Origin of the sequence: Streptomyces sp. NPDC007907 (assembly GCF_042959365.1) — a bacterium.
GTDB lineage: Bacteria > Actinomycetota > Actinomycetes > Streptomycetales > Streptomycetaceae > Streptomyces > Streptomyces indiaensis.
This window is the reverse complement of record NZ_JBIBKR010000002.1, coordinates 672512-689590: the sequence shown is the minus strand read 5'-3', so window position 1 is coordinate 689590 and position 17079 is coordinate 672512. Positions and strand designations below refer to the sequence as shown.

General features: G+C 71.1%; 16 protein-coding genes and 1 pseudogene. 10 read left to right on the top strand and 7 right to left on the bottom strand.

Annotated elements, in window-relative coordinates; all coding sequences use genetic code 11:
* Positions 1-19 precede the first annotated feature (19 nt).
* A complete protein-coding gene (locus tag ACFZDI_RS09185) occupies positions 20-850 on the top strand; it encodes an aldo/keto reductase (protein ID WP_391248891.1) in 831 nt (276 codons plus the stop codon).
* 38 nt (positions 851-888) lie between these two features.
* Entirely contained in the window at positions 889-1503 is a 615-nt protein-coding gene (locus ACFZDI_RS09180) for a DNA polymerase ligase N-terminal domain-containing protein (RefSeq protein WP_234849562.1), read from the top strand.
* 102 nt (positions 1504-1605) lie between these two features.
* On the opposite strand, the gene ACFZDI_RS09175 is transcribed toward ACFZDI_RS09180, so the two are convergent.
* The 3 genes and pseudogenes from ACFZDI_RS09175 to ACFZDI_RS09165 all read right to left on the bottom strand — a co-directional run.
* On the bottom strand, positions 1606-2073 hold the full coding sequence (locus ACFZDI_RS09175; protein WP_308287518.1) for a peroxiredoxin: 468 nt from the start codon (positions 2071-2073) through the stop codon (positions 1606-1608).
* The gene (locus ACFZDI_RS09170) at positions 2070-2450 is read right to left on the bottom strand and encodes a DoxX family protein (RefSeq protein WP_391248888.1); all 381 of its coding nucleotides are present in this window, start codon (positions 2448-2450) and stop codon (positions 2070-2072) included. The genes ACFZDI_RS09175 and ACFZDI_RS09170 overlap by 4 nt, the downstream gene beginning before the upstream one ends.
* Positions 2451-2500: 50 nt before the next feature.
* Positions 2501-2866 (bottom strand): annotated as a pseudogene (locus tag ACFZDI_RS09165) (helix-turn-helix transcriptional regulator); the annotation flags it as partial.
* A 263-nt stretch (positions 2867-3129) separates the two neighbouring features.
* Between ACFZDI_RS09165 and ligD the strand changes: the two are divergent.
* The 3 genes from ligD (at position 3130) to hemC (ending at position 6138) form a co-directional block, all read left to right on the top strand.
* On the top strand, positions 3130-4110 hold the full coding sequence (gene ligD, locus ACFZDI_RS09160; RefSeq protein WP_391248886.1) for a non-homologous end-joining DNA ligase: 981 nt from the start codon (positions 3130-3132) through the stop codon (positions 4108-4110).
* A 142-nt stretch (positions 4111-4252) separates the two neighbouring features.
* Positions 4253-5029 (top strand): NPP1 family protein, encoded by a 777-nt coding sequence (locus ACFZDI_RS09155; protein ID WP_391248885.1) that lies wholly within the window; start codon positions 4253-4255, stop codon positions 5027-5029.
* Between the two features lie 173 nt (positions 5030-5202).
* Positions 5203-6138: a hydroxymethylbilane synthase gene (gene hemC, locus ACFZDI_RS09150; protein ID WP_234849566.1), complete on the top strand. Its 936-nt coding sequence runs from the start codon at positions 5203-5205 to the stop codon at positions 6136-6138.
* Between the two features lie 58 nt (positions 6139-6196).
* Here hemC and ACFZDI_RS09145 read toward each other — a convergent pair whose 3' ends face one another.
* A complete protein-coding gene (locus tag ACFZDI_RS09145) occupies positions 6197-6718 on the bottom strand; it encodes a hypothetical protein (protein ID WP_234849567.1) in 522 nt (173 codons plus the stop codon).
* Positions 6719-7559: 841 nt separating this feature from the next.
* Here ACFZDI_RS09145 and ACFZDI_RS09140 point away from each other — a divergent pair.
* Positions 7560-8351 carry an RNA polymerase sigma factor SigF gene (locus ACFZDI_RS09140; protein WP_234849568.1) on the top strand — a complete coding sequence of 264 codons (792 nt, stop codon included), beginning with the start codon at positions 7560-7562 and terminating at the stop codon, positions 8349-8351.
* 36 nt (positions 8352-8387) lie between these two features.
* On the opposite strand, the gene ACFZDI_RS09135 is transcribed toward ACFZDI_RS09140, so the two are convergent.
* Entirely contained in the window at positions 8388-8708 is a 321-nt protein-coding gene (locus tag ACFZDI_RS09135; protein ID WP_391248881.1) for an ANTAR domain-containing protein, read from the bottom strand.
* A 246-nt stretch (positions 8709-8954) separates the two neighbouring features.
* Here ACFZDI_RS09135 and ACFZDI_RS09130 point away from each other — a divergent pair, with 246 nt between their 5' ends.
* A complete protein-coding gene (locus ACFZDI_RS09130) occupies positions 8955-9758 on the top strand; it encodes a VOC family protein (RefSeq protein ID WP_391248879.1) in 804 nt (267 codons plus the stop codon).
* A 113-nt stretch (positions 9759-9871) separates the two neighbouring features.
* Here the strand turns inward: ACFZDI_RS09130 and glgX are convergent, their stop codons facing one another.
* Both glgX and ACFZDI_RS09120 read right to left on the bottom strand, forming a co-directional pair.
* Entirely contained in the window at positions 9872-12025 is a 2154-nt protein-coding gene (glgX, locus tag ACFZDI_RS09125; protein WP_391248877.1) for a glycogen debranching protein GlgX, read from the bottom strand.
* The gene (locus ACFZDI_RS09120; RefSeq protein ID WP_234849572.1) at positions 12022-12534 is read right to left on the bottom strand and encodes a pep a2; all 513 of its coding nucleotides are present in this window, start codon (positions 12532-12534) and stop codon (positions 12022-12024) included. Before ACFZDI_RS09120 ends, glgX begins: the two co-directional genes overlap by 4 nt.
* A gap of 363 nt (positions 12535-12897) precedes the next feature.
* On the opposite strand from ACFZDI_RS09120, the gene ACFZDI_RS09115 reads away from it, so the two are divergent.
* The 3 genes from ACFZDI_RS09115 (at position 12898) to treS (ending at position 17053) form a co-directional block, all read left to right on the top strand.
* A complete protein-coding gene (locus tag ACFZDI_RS09115; RefSeq protein WP_234849574.1) occupies positions 12898-13266 on the top strand; it encodes a DUF5133 domain-containing protein in 369 nt (122 codons plus the stop codon).
* Between the two features lie 74 nt (positions 13267-13340).
* Positions 13341-15338 carry a maltotransferase domain-containing protein gene (locus ACFZDI_RS09110; protein WP_391248875.1) on the top strand — a complete coding sequence of 666 codons (1998 nt, stop codon included), beginning with the start codon at positions 13341-13343 and terminating at the stop codon, positions 15336-15338.
* Positions 15335-17053 (top strand): maltose alpha-D-glucosyltransferase, encoded by a 1719-nt coding sequence (treS, locus tag ACFZDI_RS09105; protein WP_234850550.1) that lies wholly within the window; start codon positions 15335-15337, stop codon positions 17051-17053. The genes ACFZDI_RS09110 and treS overlap by 4 nt, the downstream gene beginning before the upstream one ends.
* Positions 17054-17079: the final 26 nt, after the last annotated feature.

Genomic DNA, 17079 nt, shown 5'->3' with positions numbered 1-17079 from the left:
TCAACGGGAAGGCCCGACGGTGATCAGCATCCCGACGCACACGCTCAACGACGGTACGACGCTCCCCGCCCTGGGCCTCGGCACCTGGCCGCTCGGCGACGACCAGGCGCAGCAGGCGGTCCTGTCGGCCCTGGAGGCGGGCTACCGCCTGATCGACACGGCGACGAACTACCGCAACGAGACGGGGGTCGGCCGCGGTGTGGCCTCCGGGGTGGTGCCGCGCGAGGACGTCGTCGTCACGACGAAGCTCCCGGGCCGGCACCACGGCTACGAGGAGACCCTCGCCTCCTTCGAGGCGTCCCGGGCCCGCCTCGGCCTGGAGTACGTCGACCTGTACCTGATCCACTGGCCGCTGCCGCGTGTGGACCGGTACGTCGACTCGTGGAAGGCCATGATCAAGCTGCGCGAGGAGGGGCTCGTGCGGTCGATCGGCGTCTCCAACTTCACGGCCGGGCACATCGAGCGGCTGGAGGAGGAGACCGGGGTGCTGCCCTCCGTCAACCAGATCGAGCTGCACCCGCTGCTGCCGCAGGACGATCTGCGTGCCTTCCACGCGGGCAAGGGCATTGTCACCGAGAGCTGGAGCCCGCTGGGGCGGGGCACCGACCTGCTGGAGGATCCCGCTCTGGCGCGGATCGCCGAGACGCACGGGGTGTCGCCGGGGCAGGCCGTGCTGCGCTGGCACACGCAGCTGGGCGCGGTGCCGATCCCGAAGTCGGCCAACCCCGAGCGGCAGCGCGCCAACCTCGACGTGTTCGGTTTCGAGCTGAGCGAGGACGAGATGCGGGCCGTGGCCGACCGGGCGCACCGGCGGGTGGGCGGCGACCCCGAGGTGCACGAGGAATTCTGACGGGTACCCGGGGCGCGCGAGACAGGAAGGAGCCGCAGGTGGCCGAGCGGGACCGGCTGCGGGATTACCGCGGCAAACGCGACTTCGACCGGACCGGCGAGCCCCGGGGACGCAGTGCCTCGGCCGGGGGCGCGCCCCGGTTCGTGGTGCAGATCCATGACGCGAGCACGATGCACTTCGACTTCCGGCTCCAGGTGGGCGACGTGCTGAAGTCCTGGTCGATCCCCAAGGGCCCCTCGGCGGACCCGAAGGACAAGCGGCTGGCCGTGCCCACGGAGGACCATCCGCTGGAGTACGAGCAGTTCGAGGGCGTGATCCCGGGCGGCGAGTACGGCGGTGGCACGGTGATCGTCTGGGACCACGGCACGTACGAGCCGTTGAGCCATGACCGCCAGGGCCGGCCCGTCGACTTCGCCGAGTCGCTGGAGCGCGGGCACGCCACGTTCCGGCTGAGCGGTGCCAAGCTGCACGGCGAGTACGCCCTGACCCGGTTCCGCGGCGGCCGGAGCGGTGACGGCGAGGAGGCCTGGCTGCTCGTGAAGCGGTCCGGGGACGCGGCCCGTCCGCACGGGGCTCCCGATCCGCGCCGCGCCCGCTCGGCCAAGTCCGGCCGCACCCTCGCCCAGGTCGCGTCGGACGCGGCCGGGGAGTGAGCGGCGGCGGCCGCCTTCCCATGCCGGGGCCTGCGGGACCTGGGCGAGGGTGCGGGCAGCGGTGACCGGCGGGCCGTGGTCGCCGTCGTGCGCGCGACGGTGTCAGGCCCGGTGGGAGCGCAGGGCGGTGAGGGCCCGGTCGGCGTGCGCGTTCATGCGCAGTTCGCTGCGGACGACGTCGAGGACGGTGCCGTCCTGCGCGATGACGAAGGTGGTGCGCTTGGTGGGCGCCAGTGAGAAGCCGCGCTTCACGCCGAACCGCTCACGGACCGTACCGTCGGCGTCGGACAGCAGCGGCATGCCGAGGCCGTGCCGGCCGGCGAACTCCTGCTGCCGTTCCACGGCGTCGCCGCTGATGCCGACGGGGCGCGCTCCGACGGCGGCGAACTCGGCCGCGAGATCGCGGAAGTGGCAGGCCTGGGCGGTGCAGCCCGGGGTGAGGGCGGCCGGGTAGAAGAAGAGCACGACGGGTCCCTCGGCGAGCAGCCCGGACAGGCTGCGCACGGTGCCGGTCTCGTCGGGCAGGGCGAAGTCGTCGGCCTTGTCCCCGGGCTCCACGCGCGCGGTCACGGCCTGCCCTCCGCGTTGCGGGCGACGCCGCGGGCCCAGAGCACGAGGGGCACCTGCAGGGGCAGGCGTCCGAAGGCGGCGGCCTTCTGCGGGGTGGGGCGGTGGCGCCAGTCGGCGGCCATCTTGACGTTGGCGGGGAACACCCCGACGAAGAAGGCCGCCGTGGCGAGGGCGGCGGCCTTGCGGGTGCGGGGCAGCGCCAGACCGGCGGCCAGCGCGAGTTCGGCGGCGCCGCTCGCGTAGGTCCAGGCCCTGGGCGTGCCGGGCAGGCCGCGCGGGATCGTGGCGTCGAACGGGCGGGGACTGGCGAAGTGGGCGACGCCCGCGGTGGCCAGCAGGCCGGCGAGCAGCAGGGGTGAGCGTTCGGACCGGGGCACGGTTCCTCCTCTGAAGGCCTGCCGCGCATTATTACTGGTCGGTAGCGAGGTCAGTCCACCGGGCCCCGTGTGTGCCCGTGATGTCTGCCCGGTGTGTAGCCGAAGGAGCGGCGGAAGACGTCGATGAAGGCGCTCGCGGAGGACCAGCCGCAGCGGTGGGCGACTGTCGTGACGGGCAGGCCGTCGGCGAGCATCCGCAAAGCGTGGTAGAGCCGCGACTGTGTGCGCCACTGCGGGTATGACATGCCGAACTCCGCGCGGAAGAGCCGGCTGAGGGTCCGCTCCCCCACCCCGGTCGCGGCGCCGAGCTCGGCGAGGGTGCGGACGTCGGCCGGGTCGGCGTGCACGAGCGCGCAGACGGCTGCCAGCCGCGGGTCGGTGGGCGCGGGCAGGCGCAGTGGCTGCTGGGTGCCCGCACTCGGCCGCCTGCTGCTGTGCGGTCTGCGCGAACCGGCGTCCCCGGGATCGGCGGCAGCCGTGCGGGCGTATCCGCTTGACCCCGCCGCACGCTGACCGCGGTCCAGGGGGACGCCCGCCAGGGCCGTCAGCCGGTCGTGGCGGCGCGCGGGCGCTCAGGTAGGTGATGCGGATGAGCGCACGCTCGATCTCGTCGGCGCCGTTCAGGGGAAACAGCCGGAGAACATGCGTGAGGGCCCGCCGGTTCGTCGACACCTGACCCGTGGACCTGCCGCTGATCCCGCCCATGCTCGCCACCTCCGGCACCCTGCCGCCCGCCGCGCAGGACGCGCGCTGGGCCTACGAGACCAAGCAGGACGGGCAGCGGGTGGTGGTCTATCTGCCCGGGGACGGCACCGTGCTGCTGCGCGCCCGCTCCGGAGACGACATCACCGCCGCCTACCCCGAACTCCGGCCGCTGGGCACCGCCCTCGGCACGACCCCCGCCGTTCTGGACGGCGAGGTCATGGCCCTGGACGCCGAGGGCCGCGCGAGCTTCCAGTTGCTGCAGTCCCGGATGGGCCTGGCCCACGCACCCGCCAGGGCCGCCCGGCGGGCGGCGGAGGTCCCCGTCCACCTCGTGCTGTTCGACCTGATGCACCTGGAGAGCCACTCCCTCCTGCGCCTCCCCTACGCACGACGCCGCGCCGCGCTGGAGGACCTCGCCCTCACCGGGCCCTCCTGGTCGACGCCGCGGGCACTCGTCGGCCACGGGGCCGAGGCCCTGCGCGCCACCCGGGAGCACGGCCTGGAGGGCCTGGTCTGCAAGCGGCTGGACTCCGTGTACGAACCGGGGATCCGCTCCCGGGCCTGGATCAAGATCCGCAACATGCGCACCGAGGACGTCCTGATCGGCGGCTGGCAGCCCGGCAAGGGACGGCTCACCGGCCTGCCGGGCGCGGTGCTGGTCGGCCAGCGCGCCGCGGGCCGGCTGCGCTACGTCGGCAGCGTGGGCACGGGCTGGAGCGAGGCCGAACGCACGGAACTCGCCGGGCTGCTGGAGGCCGCCGCGACGGGTGTCTGCCCCTTCGACCCCGCTCCCCGCGCCCCGGGAGCGCACTGGGTGGTCCCCCGCCTGGTCGGTGAGGTCCGCTACAGCACCCGCACCCGGGAGGGGTTGCTGAGGCAGCCGTCCTGGCTGCGGCTCCGCCCCGATCTGGCTCCCGAGGACGCGGCGGCCGACCTCCCGGACGACATGGCCTGAAACGACGGCCGATCTCCCACTGTTGGGCTGCGATTCACTGCGGAGATCCTCCACCCCTCTTGGCATGGACGCGTTCAGCCTGGAAGCTGAACCCCCCTTTCCCCCACAGCCGTTGGGCTGCGCCCGGACCAAGGAGGACGCAGTGTCGTCACGCACGTTCGCCCGCCACAGCAGGAGATGGCTCACCGGAGCGGTCGGTGCCGCCGCCCTCGTCCTCGCGGCCCCCGCCACGGCCTTCGCGGCACCACCGTCGGCGCTGCCCGCCCACGCGGACCCGCTGGAGCAGACGTACCAGCCCGCCTACGACTACGACACCGACGGCTGCTACTCCACGCCGGCGATCGGCCCGGACGGCACGGTGAACGGCGGTCTGAAACCGAGCGGCGCCCTGAACGGCAACTGCCGGGACGCCTCGGACCTCGACAACACCAACGGCTACGCGCGGTCCAAGTGCAACAACGGCTGGTGCGCCATCCTGTACGCCCTCTACTTCGAGAAGGACCAGGCCCTGCCCGGCAGCGGCATCGGCGGCCACCGGCACGACTTCGAGCACGTCGCGGTGTTCGTGCAGGACAACCAGGTCAAGTACGTGTCGACGTCCAACCACGGGTCGTTCACCGTGCACGCGGCGTCCGCGATCCGCTTCGACGGCACGCACGCGAAGATCGTCTACCACAAGGACGGCATCAGCACGCACTGCTTCCGCGCCGCGAACACGAACGACGAGCCGCCGGAGAACCACAAGCGCACCTGGCAGTACCCGGCGCTGGTCGGCTGGAACGGCTACCCGGCCGGGGTGCGCGACAAGCTCACGTCGTACGACTTCGGCAGCGCCCACTTCGGCCTGAAGGACGGCGACTTCGCCAACCACCTCGCGAAGGCCAAGCCCTCCGGCATCTCCTTCGACCCGTACGCCTGACGCGCGGGCCCCGGCCGGGCCCCCGGCCGGGGCGGGCTCGTGCGGCCGCCCGCCACGCCGCCAGGCGGCGCCGCCTCGCGGGGAGATCCACTCGTCCCGAACTGACGTACGTCTCCCGGCAGTCGGGGGAGGTACGGCACGAACACGCCCACGAGAGGGTCTATCGTGTCCGCATGTCCGTCCCCGAACTGATTCGCATCGTCTCCCGTGACTCCCCCATGGCGCTCGCCCAGGTGGAGCGCGTCCGGACCGAGTTGGCCACCGCCCATCCCGGAGTGCGCACCGAGGTCGTGCCGGTGAAGACCACCGGCGACAAGTGGATGGGAGATCTGTCCCAGGTCGAGGGCAAGGGCGCGTTCACCAAGGAGGTCGACGCGGCGCTGCTGGCCGGCGAGGCCGATCTCGCCGTGCACTGTGTGAAGGACGTGCCGGCCGACCGGCCGCTCCCGGCGGGCACGGTGTTCGCCGCGTTCCTCAAGCGGGACGACATCCGCGACGCCCTGATCCACCCGGGCGGGCTCACCCTGGACGAGCTGCCCGCCGGGACCCGGATCGGCACCTCCTCGGTGCGCCGCGTCGCGCAGCTGGCCGCCACGCACCCGCACCTGGAGTGCGTGCCGTTCCGGGGCAACGCCAACAAGCGGCTCGCGAAGCTGGCCGCCGGGGAGGCGGACGCGCTGCTGCTCGCGGTCTCCGGCCTGGAGCGCATCGGCCGCGAGGACGTCATCAGCGAGATCCTCTCGACCGAGACGATGATGCCGCCCATCGGCGCGGGGGTACTGGCGTTGCAGTGCCGTGAGGACGACGCCGCGCTGATCGACGCGGTGAGCGGCCTCGGCGACCCGGACACCCACCGGGAGACCACCGCCGAGCGGATGTTCCTGCATGTGCTCCAGGGGCACTGCAACAGCCCCATCGCCGGGTTCGCGCAGGTGGACCGCAGTGGCGAACTGTCCCTGCGAGCCTGTGTGTTCACCCCGGACGGCAAGACGCGCCTCAACGCCCACGAGTGGGCGGGCCGGCTCGACCCGGCCACCCTCGGCACGTCGGTCGCCGTGGCCCTGCTGCGTCAGGGTGCCCGCGAGATCATCGACGGCATCCCGCACTGACCCGCGCGACGGCCCGGGCGACCCGGGCAGTGGCCGGTTCCCATGCCCTGACGCCGGATCAGGCGGTGCCTTCCTCCGCCTGATCCCGCAGGAAGACGCTCACCTGGTGCGCCAGACTGTCCCGCACCGCGCCCTGCTGACCTCCGACGGCTCCCTCGTGCGCGCCGATGCCGCCCGACCACAGCCGGCGGTCGGTCCACTCCTCCTCGACGCGCAACTGCACCTGGACGTCCACCAGGCTCAGAGCGGCCTCGGCGCCGGCCGCGTAGAGCACGGCGGTGGCCCGGCGCAGCGGGTAGACGTCGAAGCCCTCGATGAACTGGGAGTTGCGCCAGTCGATGAAGGCGCTCTCCCCGTCCGGACCGAGGCGGACGTCGATCTGGCCGTCCTCCAGGTGCACGCCGAGATGACGGGTGCCGCGGTTCTCGACCGTCACACGGAGGCAGAAGTACGTCAGTCCGTCGGCGGCGTCGTCCCGGCCGCGCGGCGGCTCGGCCAGTTCCAGACGGTGGACGCGGACGCGCAGACCGGCATGCTCGTCGTACTCCTGCCAGTCCCCGACCACGTTCGGCTCGTACACGCTGCACCCTCTCGACCTCTGGAAGCTGCTTCCTATCTGTGGTCTCAGCGCACTGTCAAATGAGCAGAATGCGCTGTGGCCTGGCAGTTCATCCTTTCTGATCGGTGATCAAGCCGTGCCCAGCGGTTATCCGGAGAGAGCGGGAGAAAGCGCTTGCCCAGGCGTGCCGCACATCACTTCCACGAGTGAAGATCAACAGGCCGGACGGCCCAGCAGCACCGAGGGCGATTGCGGCGACGGTCGTCCACAGACAGGACGACAGGCAGGAGATGAAGACCGAGCTGAAGGACGTTGATCGCGGCGACGGCGAGCACGTTGGGCGGGCGGCAATCAGGGCTCCGCCGGGCAGCGCGGCGGCGATGAATCGGGCGCCTCGGACCCGGGGGCCGGTCCCGTCGGCCCGGGAATCGGGCGCACCAGGCCCGCGAGGGGGGCTCCACCACCCGGGCACCCTTTCACCTGCCCGGGAATCGGGCACGTCAGCCCGGGGGGTCTCCGCTGCCCGGGGGGCCTCTCGCCCGGCCCGGGAATCGGACGCGTCGGCCCGGCGGGCGATCTCCGCTGACCGGGGGAGCCCCTCGTCTGCCCGGAGATCGGGCGTTTTCAGCCCCGGGGCCGGTGGCCTCGGCGTCGGGTGGGGCGTGACGGGCCCGAAAGGGCGGCGACTCGAGAGCGCCCGCATCCCCCAAATGCCGTATTGTCTGAATTGTCAGTGCTTCGGACAGGAGGCACGTACGTGGGGAGCCGGCCGCCCGGACTCCCGGTGCTTTTCCGTGATGTCCGAGGCCGCGCTTCCCACGGTGTCTGCCCCATTCAGCACCTGCTCAGGGAGGTGCGCACCATGCGTATCGCCGGCAGCACCCGAACGCACCCCCACGACGACGCTCCCGACACCGCGGCGGCGTTCGCACGTCTCGCCCGTCTGCCCGAGGGTCCCGAGCGCAAGGCCCTGCGGGACGAGCTGGTCGAGGCCTGGCTGCCCATGGCCGAGCGGATCGCCGTCCGCTTCCGGGGCCGTGGCGAGGCACTCGAGGACCTGTACCAGGTCGCCGCACTCGGCCTGGTGAAGGCGGTCGACCACTACGACCCGGCCCGCGGCAACGCCTTCGAGGCGTACGCGGTGCCGACGGTCACCGGCGAGATCAAGCGCCATTTCCGCGACCACATGTGGACGCTGCACGTACCCCGCCGGGTCCAGGACCTGCGCAACCGCGTGCGGCACGCGGCGAAGGAGCTGTCGCAGACCACCCCGGGGCGCACCCCGAGCGTCGCCGAGATCGCCGAGTACGCCCAGCTCACCGAGGGTGAGGTGCGCACCGGCATGGAGGCCCTGGAGTGCTTCTCCGCGCTGTCGCTGGAGGCCGAGATGCCCGGAACCGACGGCTACGCCCTCGGGGACGCGATCGGCGGGCCCGACCCGGCTTTCGACACCGTCGTCAACCGGGTGGCCGTACGGCCCTGCCTGGAGGCGCTGCCGGAGCGCGAACGGATCATCCTGTATCTGCGGTTCTTCAAGGGCATGACACAGAGCCGCATCGCCGACCAGCTGGGCATCTCGCAGATGCACGTCTCCCGGTTGCTCAGCAGCTGCTTCGCCCATCTGCGAGAGGAGCTGCTCGCCGAGGCCCGCTGAACCGAAGGCGTCCGGTTCCCCGGATCCCCGCCGGGCTCACACCTCCGGCGGGGATCCGGGGATCTGCGTCGGTCCGGCGCGGTCGAGGGTGTCCTCCAGGACGGACCGGATCTCCTCGGGCATCACGCCCGTGCGCCCCCAGACGAGGATCAGTTCGGCGACGTTGCGCAGCTTGATGTTGGTGTGCTGCGAGACCTCCTTCAGCACGGCCCACCCCCGGTCGGGGGAGATCCTGCCGAGCGCCACGACCATCCCGATCGCCTGGTCCACGACGGCATGGGAGACCACCGCCTCCTTCAGCTGCTGGACCTCTTCCTGCAGTGCGAGGATCCGGTCCGAGCCCCCGTCCGTGGGCATGGTCACCTCCGGGTGCGGTGCGCCGCTGCGCCGGAGGTCCCACCGGATGCTTGAGTACCTTGACGCAGTGTCCGACCCCTCCATCGTCGTCACTCGGCCCGCCCGGTGCCACCGGGGCGGACCAGGCGGGACACCGTTTCGGCGCCCTCGCCGGGGTACTCGGCAGGCGCCCACAGCGGTTCCGGTTGGACACTGGTGTCAACCCTCCGGTGGCTGCCAGGCCGACGAGATCAGGACGCGACTGCCATGAACCACGACATGCCCACCTCCTCCGGCACGAAGGACGTCGTCTCATCACACACCGTGTTCGGCGCTCCCTGCTGGGTGAGCCTGACCAGCCGCGACGTCAAGGCGACCGAGGAGTTCTACGGTGCCGTGCTGGGCTGGCAGTGGCGGCCGGCCAAGCTCGGCGACCGGTTCCGGATCGCACTGGTGGACGGCTCGCCGGTGGCCGGCATCGCGGGGGTGGCGACCATGTGGCAGATGGCGGTGGCGTGGACGCCGTACTTCGCGGTGCGCAGCGCGGACGAAGCGGTCGCGCGCGTGCAGGAGCGCATGGGGACGGTCGCGGTGGGGCCGATCTCGCTGCCGCCGGGGCGGGCGGCGCTGCTCGCCGACCGCGACGGGGCGACATTCGGCATCTGGGAGGGCGACCTCTTCACCGACTGGGAGACCTGGCGCAACGCGCAGCCGGCCTTCATCACGCTCCACACCCGGGACGCCTTCGACGCGGCGATCTTCTACGGCGAGATCCTCGAGTGGGCGACCCAGCGGCCCGGCTGCTGCGAGGTGCACTACGAGGGCGGCGAGGTCGTGCTGCGCAGCCGCGGGGACGTGGTGGCCCGGATCGAGTCCGGGGCCCTGGAGGCGGCCCCCGACCCCGCGATCCGGCCGCACTGGCAGGTCCACTTCTCCGTCGACGACGTCGAGGCCTGTGCCCGCGCGGCCGAGCTCCACGGGGGCAGCGTCCTATCGAAGGGCAGCGACGAGGCGGTGCTGCGCGACCACGACGGGGCGCAGTTCACCGTGACCGCACGCCGCGACCGCTGATCCTCGTCGCTGCCCCGCAAGGTCACTTCTGACGTCCTGCGCGACATGCGTGAGGGGGCGACGCCCGCCGGGCGTCGCCCCCTCACGCATGTCGTTGCCCGCCCGGCGTCAAGTCACTCCTGCTCGCGCGTCGCGCGTGACGGGCGGGACAGCAGGACGAGGCTGCGTGCTCCGACGGTGAGGCCCGTCCCGGCCTTGTGCTCGGACTCGTCCGGGGTGCCCTCCGGGTCGGCCGTGTCGATGAGGGCCCGCCAGCGTTCGCCGTAGGAGGGGCCCGGAAGGCGGAAGCCGACCGGCTCCCAGTGACTGTTGAGGAGCAGCAGGAACGAGTCGTCGACGACCGGGCGGCCCCGCGGATCGGGTTCGGCGATCGCGTCGCCGTTGAGGAAGACGCCGACCGAGTGCGCGTCGCCGCGCTGCCAGTCGTCGTCGGTCATCTCGCGGGCGTCCGGCGCCAGCCACACCAGGTCGGGCAGCGGCTGGTCCGCACGGGTCAGGGTCTCGCCGAGGAAGAAGCGGCGCCGGCGCAGCACGGGGTGGCCCGTGCGCAGCCGGATGACGTACCGGGTGAACTCCAGGAGGTCGCGCTGCTCCTCGGTGAGCCGCCAGTCGATCCAGGAGATCTCGTTGTCCTGGCAGTAGGCGTTGTTGTTGCCGCCCTGGGTGCGCCCGAGTTCGTCGCCGTGGCAGAGCATCGGGATGCCCTGGGACAGCAGGAGCGTGGCGAGGAAGTTGCGCTGCTGGCGGCCGCGCAGTTCGAGGACGGCCGGGTCGCGGGTCGGGCCCTCGGCGCCGCAGTTCCAGGACCGGTTGGTGCTCTCGCCGTCCTGGTTGTCCTCGCCGTTGTCCTCGTTGTACTTGTCGTTGTACGAGACGAGGTCGCGCAGCGTGAAACCGTCGTGCGCGGTGACGAAGTTGACGCTGGCCCGAGGCCGGCGCCTGCTGTGCCGATACAGGTCCGGGGAACCGGTCAGCCGGGAGGCGAGCTCCCCGAGGGTGTGGTCCTCGCCGCGCCAGAAGTCCCGGACCGCGTCGCGGTACATGCCGTTCCACTCCGACCACAGGGGCGGGAAGTTCCCCACCTGGTAGCCGCCCTCGCCGACGTCCCACGGTTCGGCGATCAGTTTGACGCGGCTGATCACCGGGTCCTGCTGGATGAGGTCGAAGAACGCCGACAGCCGGTCCACCTCGTGGAACTGGCGGGCCAGGGTGGCAGCGAGGTCGAAGCGGAAGCCGTCGACGTGCATCTCGGTCACCCAGTACCGCAGCGAGTCCATGATCAGCTGCAGGACGTAGGGGTGGCGCATCAGCAGGCTGTTGCCGGTGCCGGTGGTGTCGTAGTAGTGCTCCCAGTCGCCGTCGACCAGACGGTAGTAGGAGGAGTTGTCGATGCCCCTGAAGGACAGCGTCGGGCCCCTCTCGTTGCCCTCGGCGGTGTGGTTGTAGACCACGTCGAGGATCACTTCGAGCCCGGCGGCGTGCAGGGTCTTCACCATCTGCTTGAACTCGGCGACCTGTCCGCCGCGGGTGCCGTGGGCGGCGTAGCCGTTGTGGGGTGCGAAGAAGCCGATGGTGTTGTAGCCCCAGTAGTTCGACAGGCCGCGGTCGTGCAGCACCCCGTCGTGGACGAACTGGTGGACCGGCATCAACTCCACGGCCGTGATTCCGAGGGAGGTCAGGTGCTCGACGACCGCGGGGTGTGCCAGCCCGGCGTACGTGCCCCGGAGTTCCTCGGGCACCTCGGGGTGCGTGCGGGTCATGCCCTTGACGTGCGCCTCGTAGATGACCGTGTCGGCGTAGGGCCGGCCGGGCCGGGCGTCGTCGCCCCAGTCGAAGGCCGGGTCGGTCACCACGCCGAGCATGGTGTGCCCGGCGCTGTCGGCCGGGTCGGGGCCGTCGGGGTTGCGCTCGTAGAGCGAGGGGTGGTTGTCGATCTGCCCGTCCACCGCACGGGCGTACGGGTCGAGCAGCAGTTTCGCCGGGTTGCAGCGGTGGCCCGCGGCCGGGGCCCACGGCCCGTGCACGCGGTACCCGTAGCGCTGGCCGGGGCCGACGCCGGGCAGGTAGCCGTGCCACACGAAGCCGTCGACCTCGGTCAGCGGCACCTGGGTGTGGGTGCCGTCGTCGTCGACGAGGACCAGCTCGACGCGTTCGGCGACCTCGCTGAACAGCGCGAAGTTGGTGCCGTCCCCGTCGTATTCCGCCCCCAGGGGGTAGGGGCGCCCGCCCCAGGCGAACGCCCCTTTCCTCGACGGCCGGCGCGTCACCGGGCGTCCTCCAGGACCTCGGCCGGGGTACTGGCCGGGCCGGCCAGCTGCACGATCTGCTCCTCGCGGGGCACGTCCAGGCCCTCGCTCTCGCGCGGGGCGGGAGCGGTGGGCACCAGCGGGACGCGTTCACCGGCGCGGGCGCGCTGCGAGAACCAGATGACCTTGCTGCCGGTCTCGGTGGCGCAGCAGCCCCAGCCGTCGCTCATGGCGGCGAGGTGCTCCAGGCAGCCTCGCAGCTCCTGGTCCGGGCGCAGGGCGCGGTCGTTGTCCCCGATGGCGGTGATCAGGTGCTGCCCGTTCCACCACATCTCGATCGACGTGTTCTTGTCCGTGGCGTGTTCGTCGATGGCGTTGAGCAGCATCTCGGCACCGCCGCAGACGGGCTGGACCAGGTTGTCCAGGTCCCAGAACTTCAGGTGAGCGGCCAGAATGCGGCTGACCTGTCCCACCCGTTCCGGGCTGACTTCCACGTCGAGGTGGTAGTAGCAGGGCACTGCGGTCTTCATCGGTCGGCTCCTCACCGCGAAGCTCAGCTCCTTCTCGCTCCCGCGGTCCTGCGGGACGAGCCCCGAACACGGAACGTGAGCGCCTATCGCTTCTGAGTCACCATCAGCGTGAGGGTGCTAGCCCGTTCGTGCAACACGAGCGCACAAGTGAGGCGCCTGAGGGCACAAGTGAGCAGGTCCGGGCCGCCCGAACGGCCCAGCACCCCCGCCATTGATTGAAGACCCAACAAGACGCTGTGTCGTCACCCGTGCACCATGTGTGAAGAACTCGATCGCCGTTACGGGTCCGTGCCGCTGTGCGCACGGCCGCCGTCCGACCGTCGGGAGACCGTGTCCCTCGAGCCCCGAAAGGTGATCGGCGCCATGCTGCTACCCGCCAAAGCCGAAGTCGCCCGGCAGTTGCGGCGTTACCGGGCCTGGGAACGCGTGATGCTCGCGGCACCGAACGACCGCACGGTGCGGACCACGTTCGAGGACTCCGGCTACACGCTCTGCGTGCTGATGGGCAAGCGCTGTGCCCGCGAGGCGGCGGACGCCGCCGAGCGGTACCTGCGCACGAACCACGTCACGTACCTGCAGGAACAGCAGATCACCTGCTTGCAGGAGCAGCACGTCACCTGTGTGCAGGAACCGAAGGAACGGCCTCGTCCGGCCACGGCGGTCAGACGCAGACCGTCGGCGGTGGACCGCAGGTCCCCGGCTGCCGAGCGCAGATCCACGGCGGGAAGGTAGTCGGCCTTCTCGCACACCCGTCCCCTGAACCGGGCCCCGCGGCCCGGCTCTCGAGCACGCTGGAGGTGAGGACCATGAGGAGGACCCGGGCCATCGGCCGCATCCCGGTACGGGACGTCCGCCCGGCCGTGGAGGGCGGCAACCGGCCGGCGAAGGCGGTCGTGGGTGAGTCGTTCGAGGTCACCGCCACCGTGTTCCGGGAGGGGCACGACGCGGTCGCCGCCAATGTCGTCCTGGAGGACCCCGAGGGCCGCCCCGGTCCCTGGACACCGATGCGCGAACTCGCGCCCGGCAGCGACCGCTGGGGCGCCGAGGTCACCGCGGACGCCGTCGGCCTCTGGTCGTACCGGGTGGAGGCCTGGAGCGACCCGGTGGCCACCTGGCGCCACGCGGCGGGCATAAAGGTCCCGGCGGGCATCGACCCCGATCTGGTCCTGGAAGAAGGGGCAGAACTGTTCGAACGGGCAGCGGCCGGCACACCGAAGGGAGCCGGCCGCGCGGTGCTGCTCGCCGCGGCAAAGATCCTGCGGGACGAGGGCCGTCCCGCGGCTTCCCGGCTGGCGGGGGCGCTGACGCCGGAGGTGGACGCGGTGCTGGCCCGGTATCCGCTGCGGGAGCTGGTCACCGGCAGTGATCCGCTGCCGCTGCTGGTGGAGCGGGAGCGGGCCCTGTACGGCTCCTGGTACGAGTTCTTCCCGCGCTCGGAGGGCACCCGCGAGCACCCCCACGGCACCTTCCGCACCGCCGCGCGCAGGTTGCCGGCGATCGCCGCGATGGGTTTCGACGTGGTGTACCTGCCGCCGATCCACCCCATCGGCACCACCTTCCGCAAGGGCAAGAACAACACCCTCTCCCCCGGCCCCGACGATGTGGGTGTGCCGTGGGCGATCGGTTCGCCGGAGGGCGGCCACGACGCGGTGCACCCGGATCTGGGGACGCTGGAGGACTTCGTCCGGTTCGTCGCCCGGGCCCGGGAGCTGGGCATGGAGGTGGCGCTGGACTTCGCGTTGCAGTGCTCCCCGGACCATCCGTGGGTGCAGAAGCACCCGGAGTGGTTTCACCACCGCCCGGACGGGACGATCGCCTATGCGGAGAACCCGCCGAAGAAGTACCAGGACATCTATCCGATCGCCTTCGACGCGGACATGGACGGTCTGGTGGCGGAGACGGTGCGGGTGCTGCGGCACTGGATGGACGCCGGGGTGCGGATCTTCCGGGTGGACAATCCGCACACCAAGCCGGTGGTCTTCTGGGAGCGGGTGATCGGGGAGGTCAACCGCACCGACCCGGATGTGATCTTCCTGGCGGAGGCGTTCACGCGGCCGGCGATGATGCACACGCTGGCCCAGATCGGTTTCCAGCAGTCCTACACCTACTTCACGTGGCGCAACACCAAGCAGGAGCTGACCGAGTACCTGACCGAGCTGTCGGGTGAGGCCGCCTCCTACATGCGGCCGAACTTCTTCGCCAACACCCCCGACATCCTGCACGCCTACCTCCAGCACGGCGGCCGGCCCGCCTTCGAGGTGCGGGCCGTGCTCGCCGCGACGCTGTCGCCGACCTGGGGCATCTACTCCGGCTACGAGCTGTGCGAGAACACTCCGCTGAAGGAGGGCAGCGAGGAGTACCTGGACTCGGAGAAGTACCAGCTCAGGCACCGCGACTGGGACAACGCCGAACGCGAGGGCCGCACCATCGTCCCGCTGCTGACCCGGCTCAACACCATCCGGCGCGAGCATCCCGCGCTGCACCACCTCAGGAACCTCCGCTTCCACCACACCGACAACGACGCACTCCTCGCGTACAGCAAGCGCAGCGGATCCGATGTGGTCCTGGTGGTCGCCAACCTCGACCCCCACCGCACCCAGGAGGCCACGGTCTCGCTGGACATGCCGCAACTCGGCCTGGACCGGCACGCGTCGGTGCCGGTGCGCGACGAGCTCACCGGCGAGACCTACCACTGGGGCAGGACCAACTACGTGCGGTTGGAGCCGGGGCGGGCTCCCGCGCACGTCTTTCACGTCCAGTCCCCGCCCGCCGCGCACGCGAACGGAGGGACAGGAACGTCATGACCGTGAACGAGCCCGTGCTGGACACCTTCGAGGACACTCCCGCCAGGGACCGTGACCCGGACTGGTTCAAGCGTGCCGTCTTCTACGAGGTGCTCGTCCGCTCGTTCCAGGACAGCGACGGCGACGGAGTCGGCGACCTGAAGGGCCTCACCTCCAAGCTCGACTACCTCCAGTGGCTGGGCGTCGACTGCCTGTGGCTGCCGCCGTTCTTCAAGTCGCCGCTGCGCGACGGCGGTTACGACGTCGCGGACTACACGGCCGTGCTGCCGGAGTTCGGTGACCTGGCCGACTTCGTGGAGTTCGTCGACGCCGCCCACCAGCGGGGCATGCGCGTGATCATCGACTTCGTCATGAACCACACCAGCGACCAGCACCCGTGGTTCCAGGAGTCGCGCAAGGACCCCGACGGGCCCTACGGCGACTACTACATGTGGGCCGACGACGACAAGGGCTACCCGGACGCCCGGATCATCTTCGTCGACACGGAGACCTCGAACTGGACCTTCGACCCGGTGCGCGGCCAGTACTTCTTCCACCGGTTCTTCTCCCACCAGCCCGACCTCAACTACGAGAACCCGCGTGTGCAGGAGGAGATCCTGGCCGCGCTGAAGTTCTGGCTGGACCTGGGCATCGACGGCTTCCGGCTGGACGCGGTGCCCTATCTCTACGCGGCCGAGGACACCAACTGCGAGAACCTGCCCGCCACGCACACCTTCCTCAAACGCGTCCGCCGCGAGATCGACGCGCAGTACCCGGACACCGTGCTGCTGGCGGAGGCCAACCAGTGGCCCGAGGACGTCGTCGACTACTTCGGCGACTACGCAAGCGGCGGCGACGAGTGCCACATGGCCTTCCACTTCCCGGTCATGCCGCGCATCTTCATGGCCGTACGCCGGGAGTCGCGCTACCCCGTGTCGGAAATCCTCGCCAAGACCCCGGCCATCCCCTCGGGCTGCCAGTGGGGGATGTTCCTGCGCAACCACGACGAGCTCACGCTCGAGATGGTCACCGACGAAGAGCGCGACTACATGTGGGCCGAGTACGCCAAGGACCCCCGCATGCGCGCCAACATCGGCATCCGCCGCCGGCTCGCCCCGCTGCTCGACAACGACCGGCACACCATCGAACTGTTCACGGCCCTGCTGCTGGCCCTGCCCGGCTCGCCGATCCTGTACTACGGCGACGAGATCGGCATGGGCGACAACATCTGGCTCGGCGACCGGGACGCGGTCCGCACACCCATGCAGTGGACGCCCGACCGCAACGCAGGCTTCTCCACCTCCGACCCCGGCCGCCTCTTCCTGCCGGCGATCATGGACCCGGTCTACGGCCATCAGGTGACCAACGTCGAGGCGTCGATGTCGTCGCCGTCGTCGCTGCTGCACTGGACCCGCCGCATGATCGAGATCCGCAAGCAGAACCCGGCCTTCGGACTCGGCTCCTACACCGAACTGCCTTCCTCCAACCCCGCGGTGCTGGCGTTCCTGCGGGAGTACGAGGACGACCTGGTGCTGTGCGTCAACAACTTCGCGCGGTTCGCACAGCCCACCGAGCTCGACCTGCGTGAGTTCGCGGGGCGGCACCCGGTGGAGCTGTTCGGCGGGGTGCGCTTCCCCGCCATCGGCGAGCTGCCGTACCTGCTGACCCTCGGGGGCCACGGCTTCTACTGGTTCCGGCTCACTCGAGTCGCATCCCGCATCGGCCGGCGACTGTGAGCCTGCGCCGAGACAAGGAGGCGTGA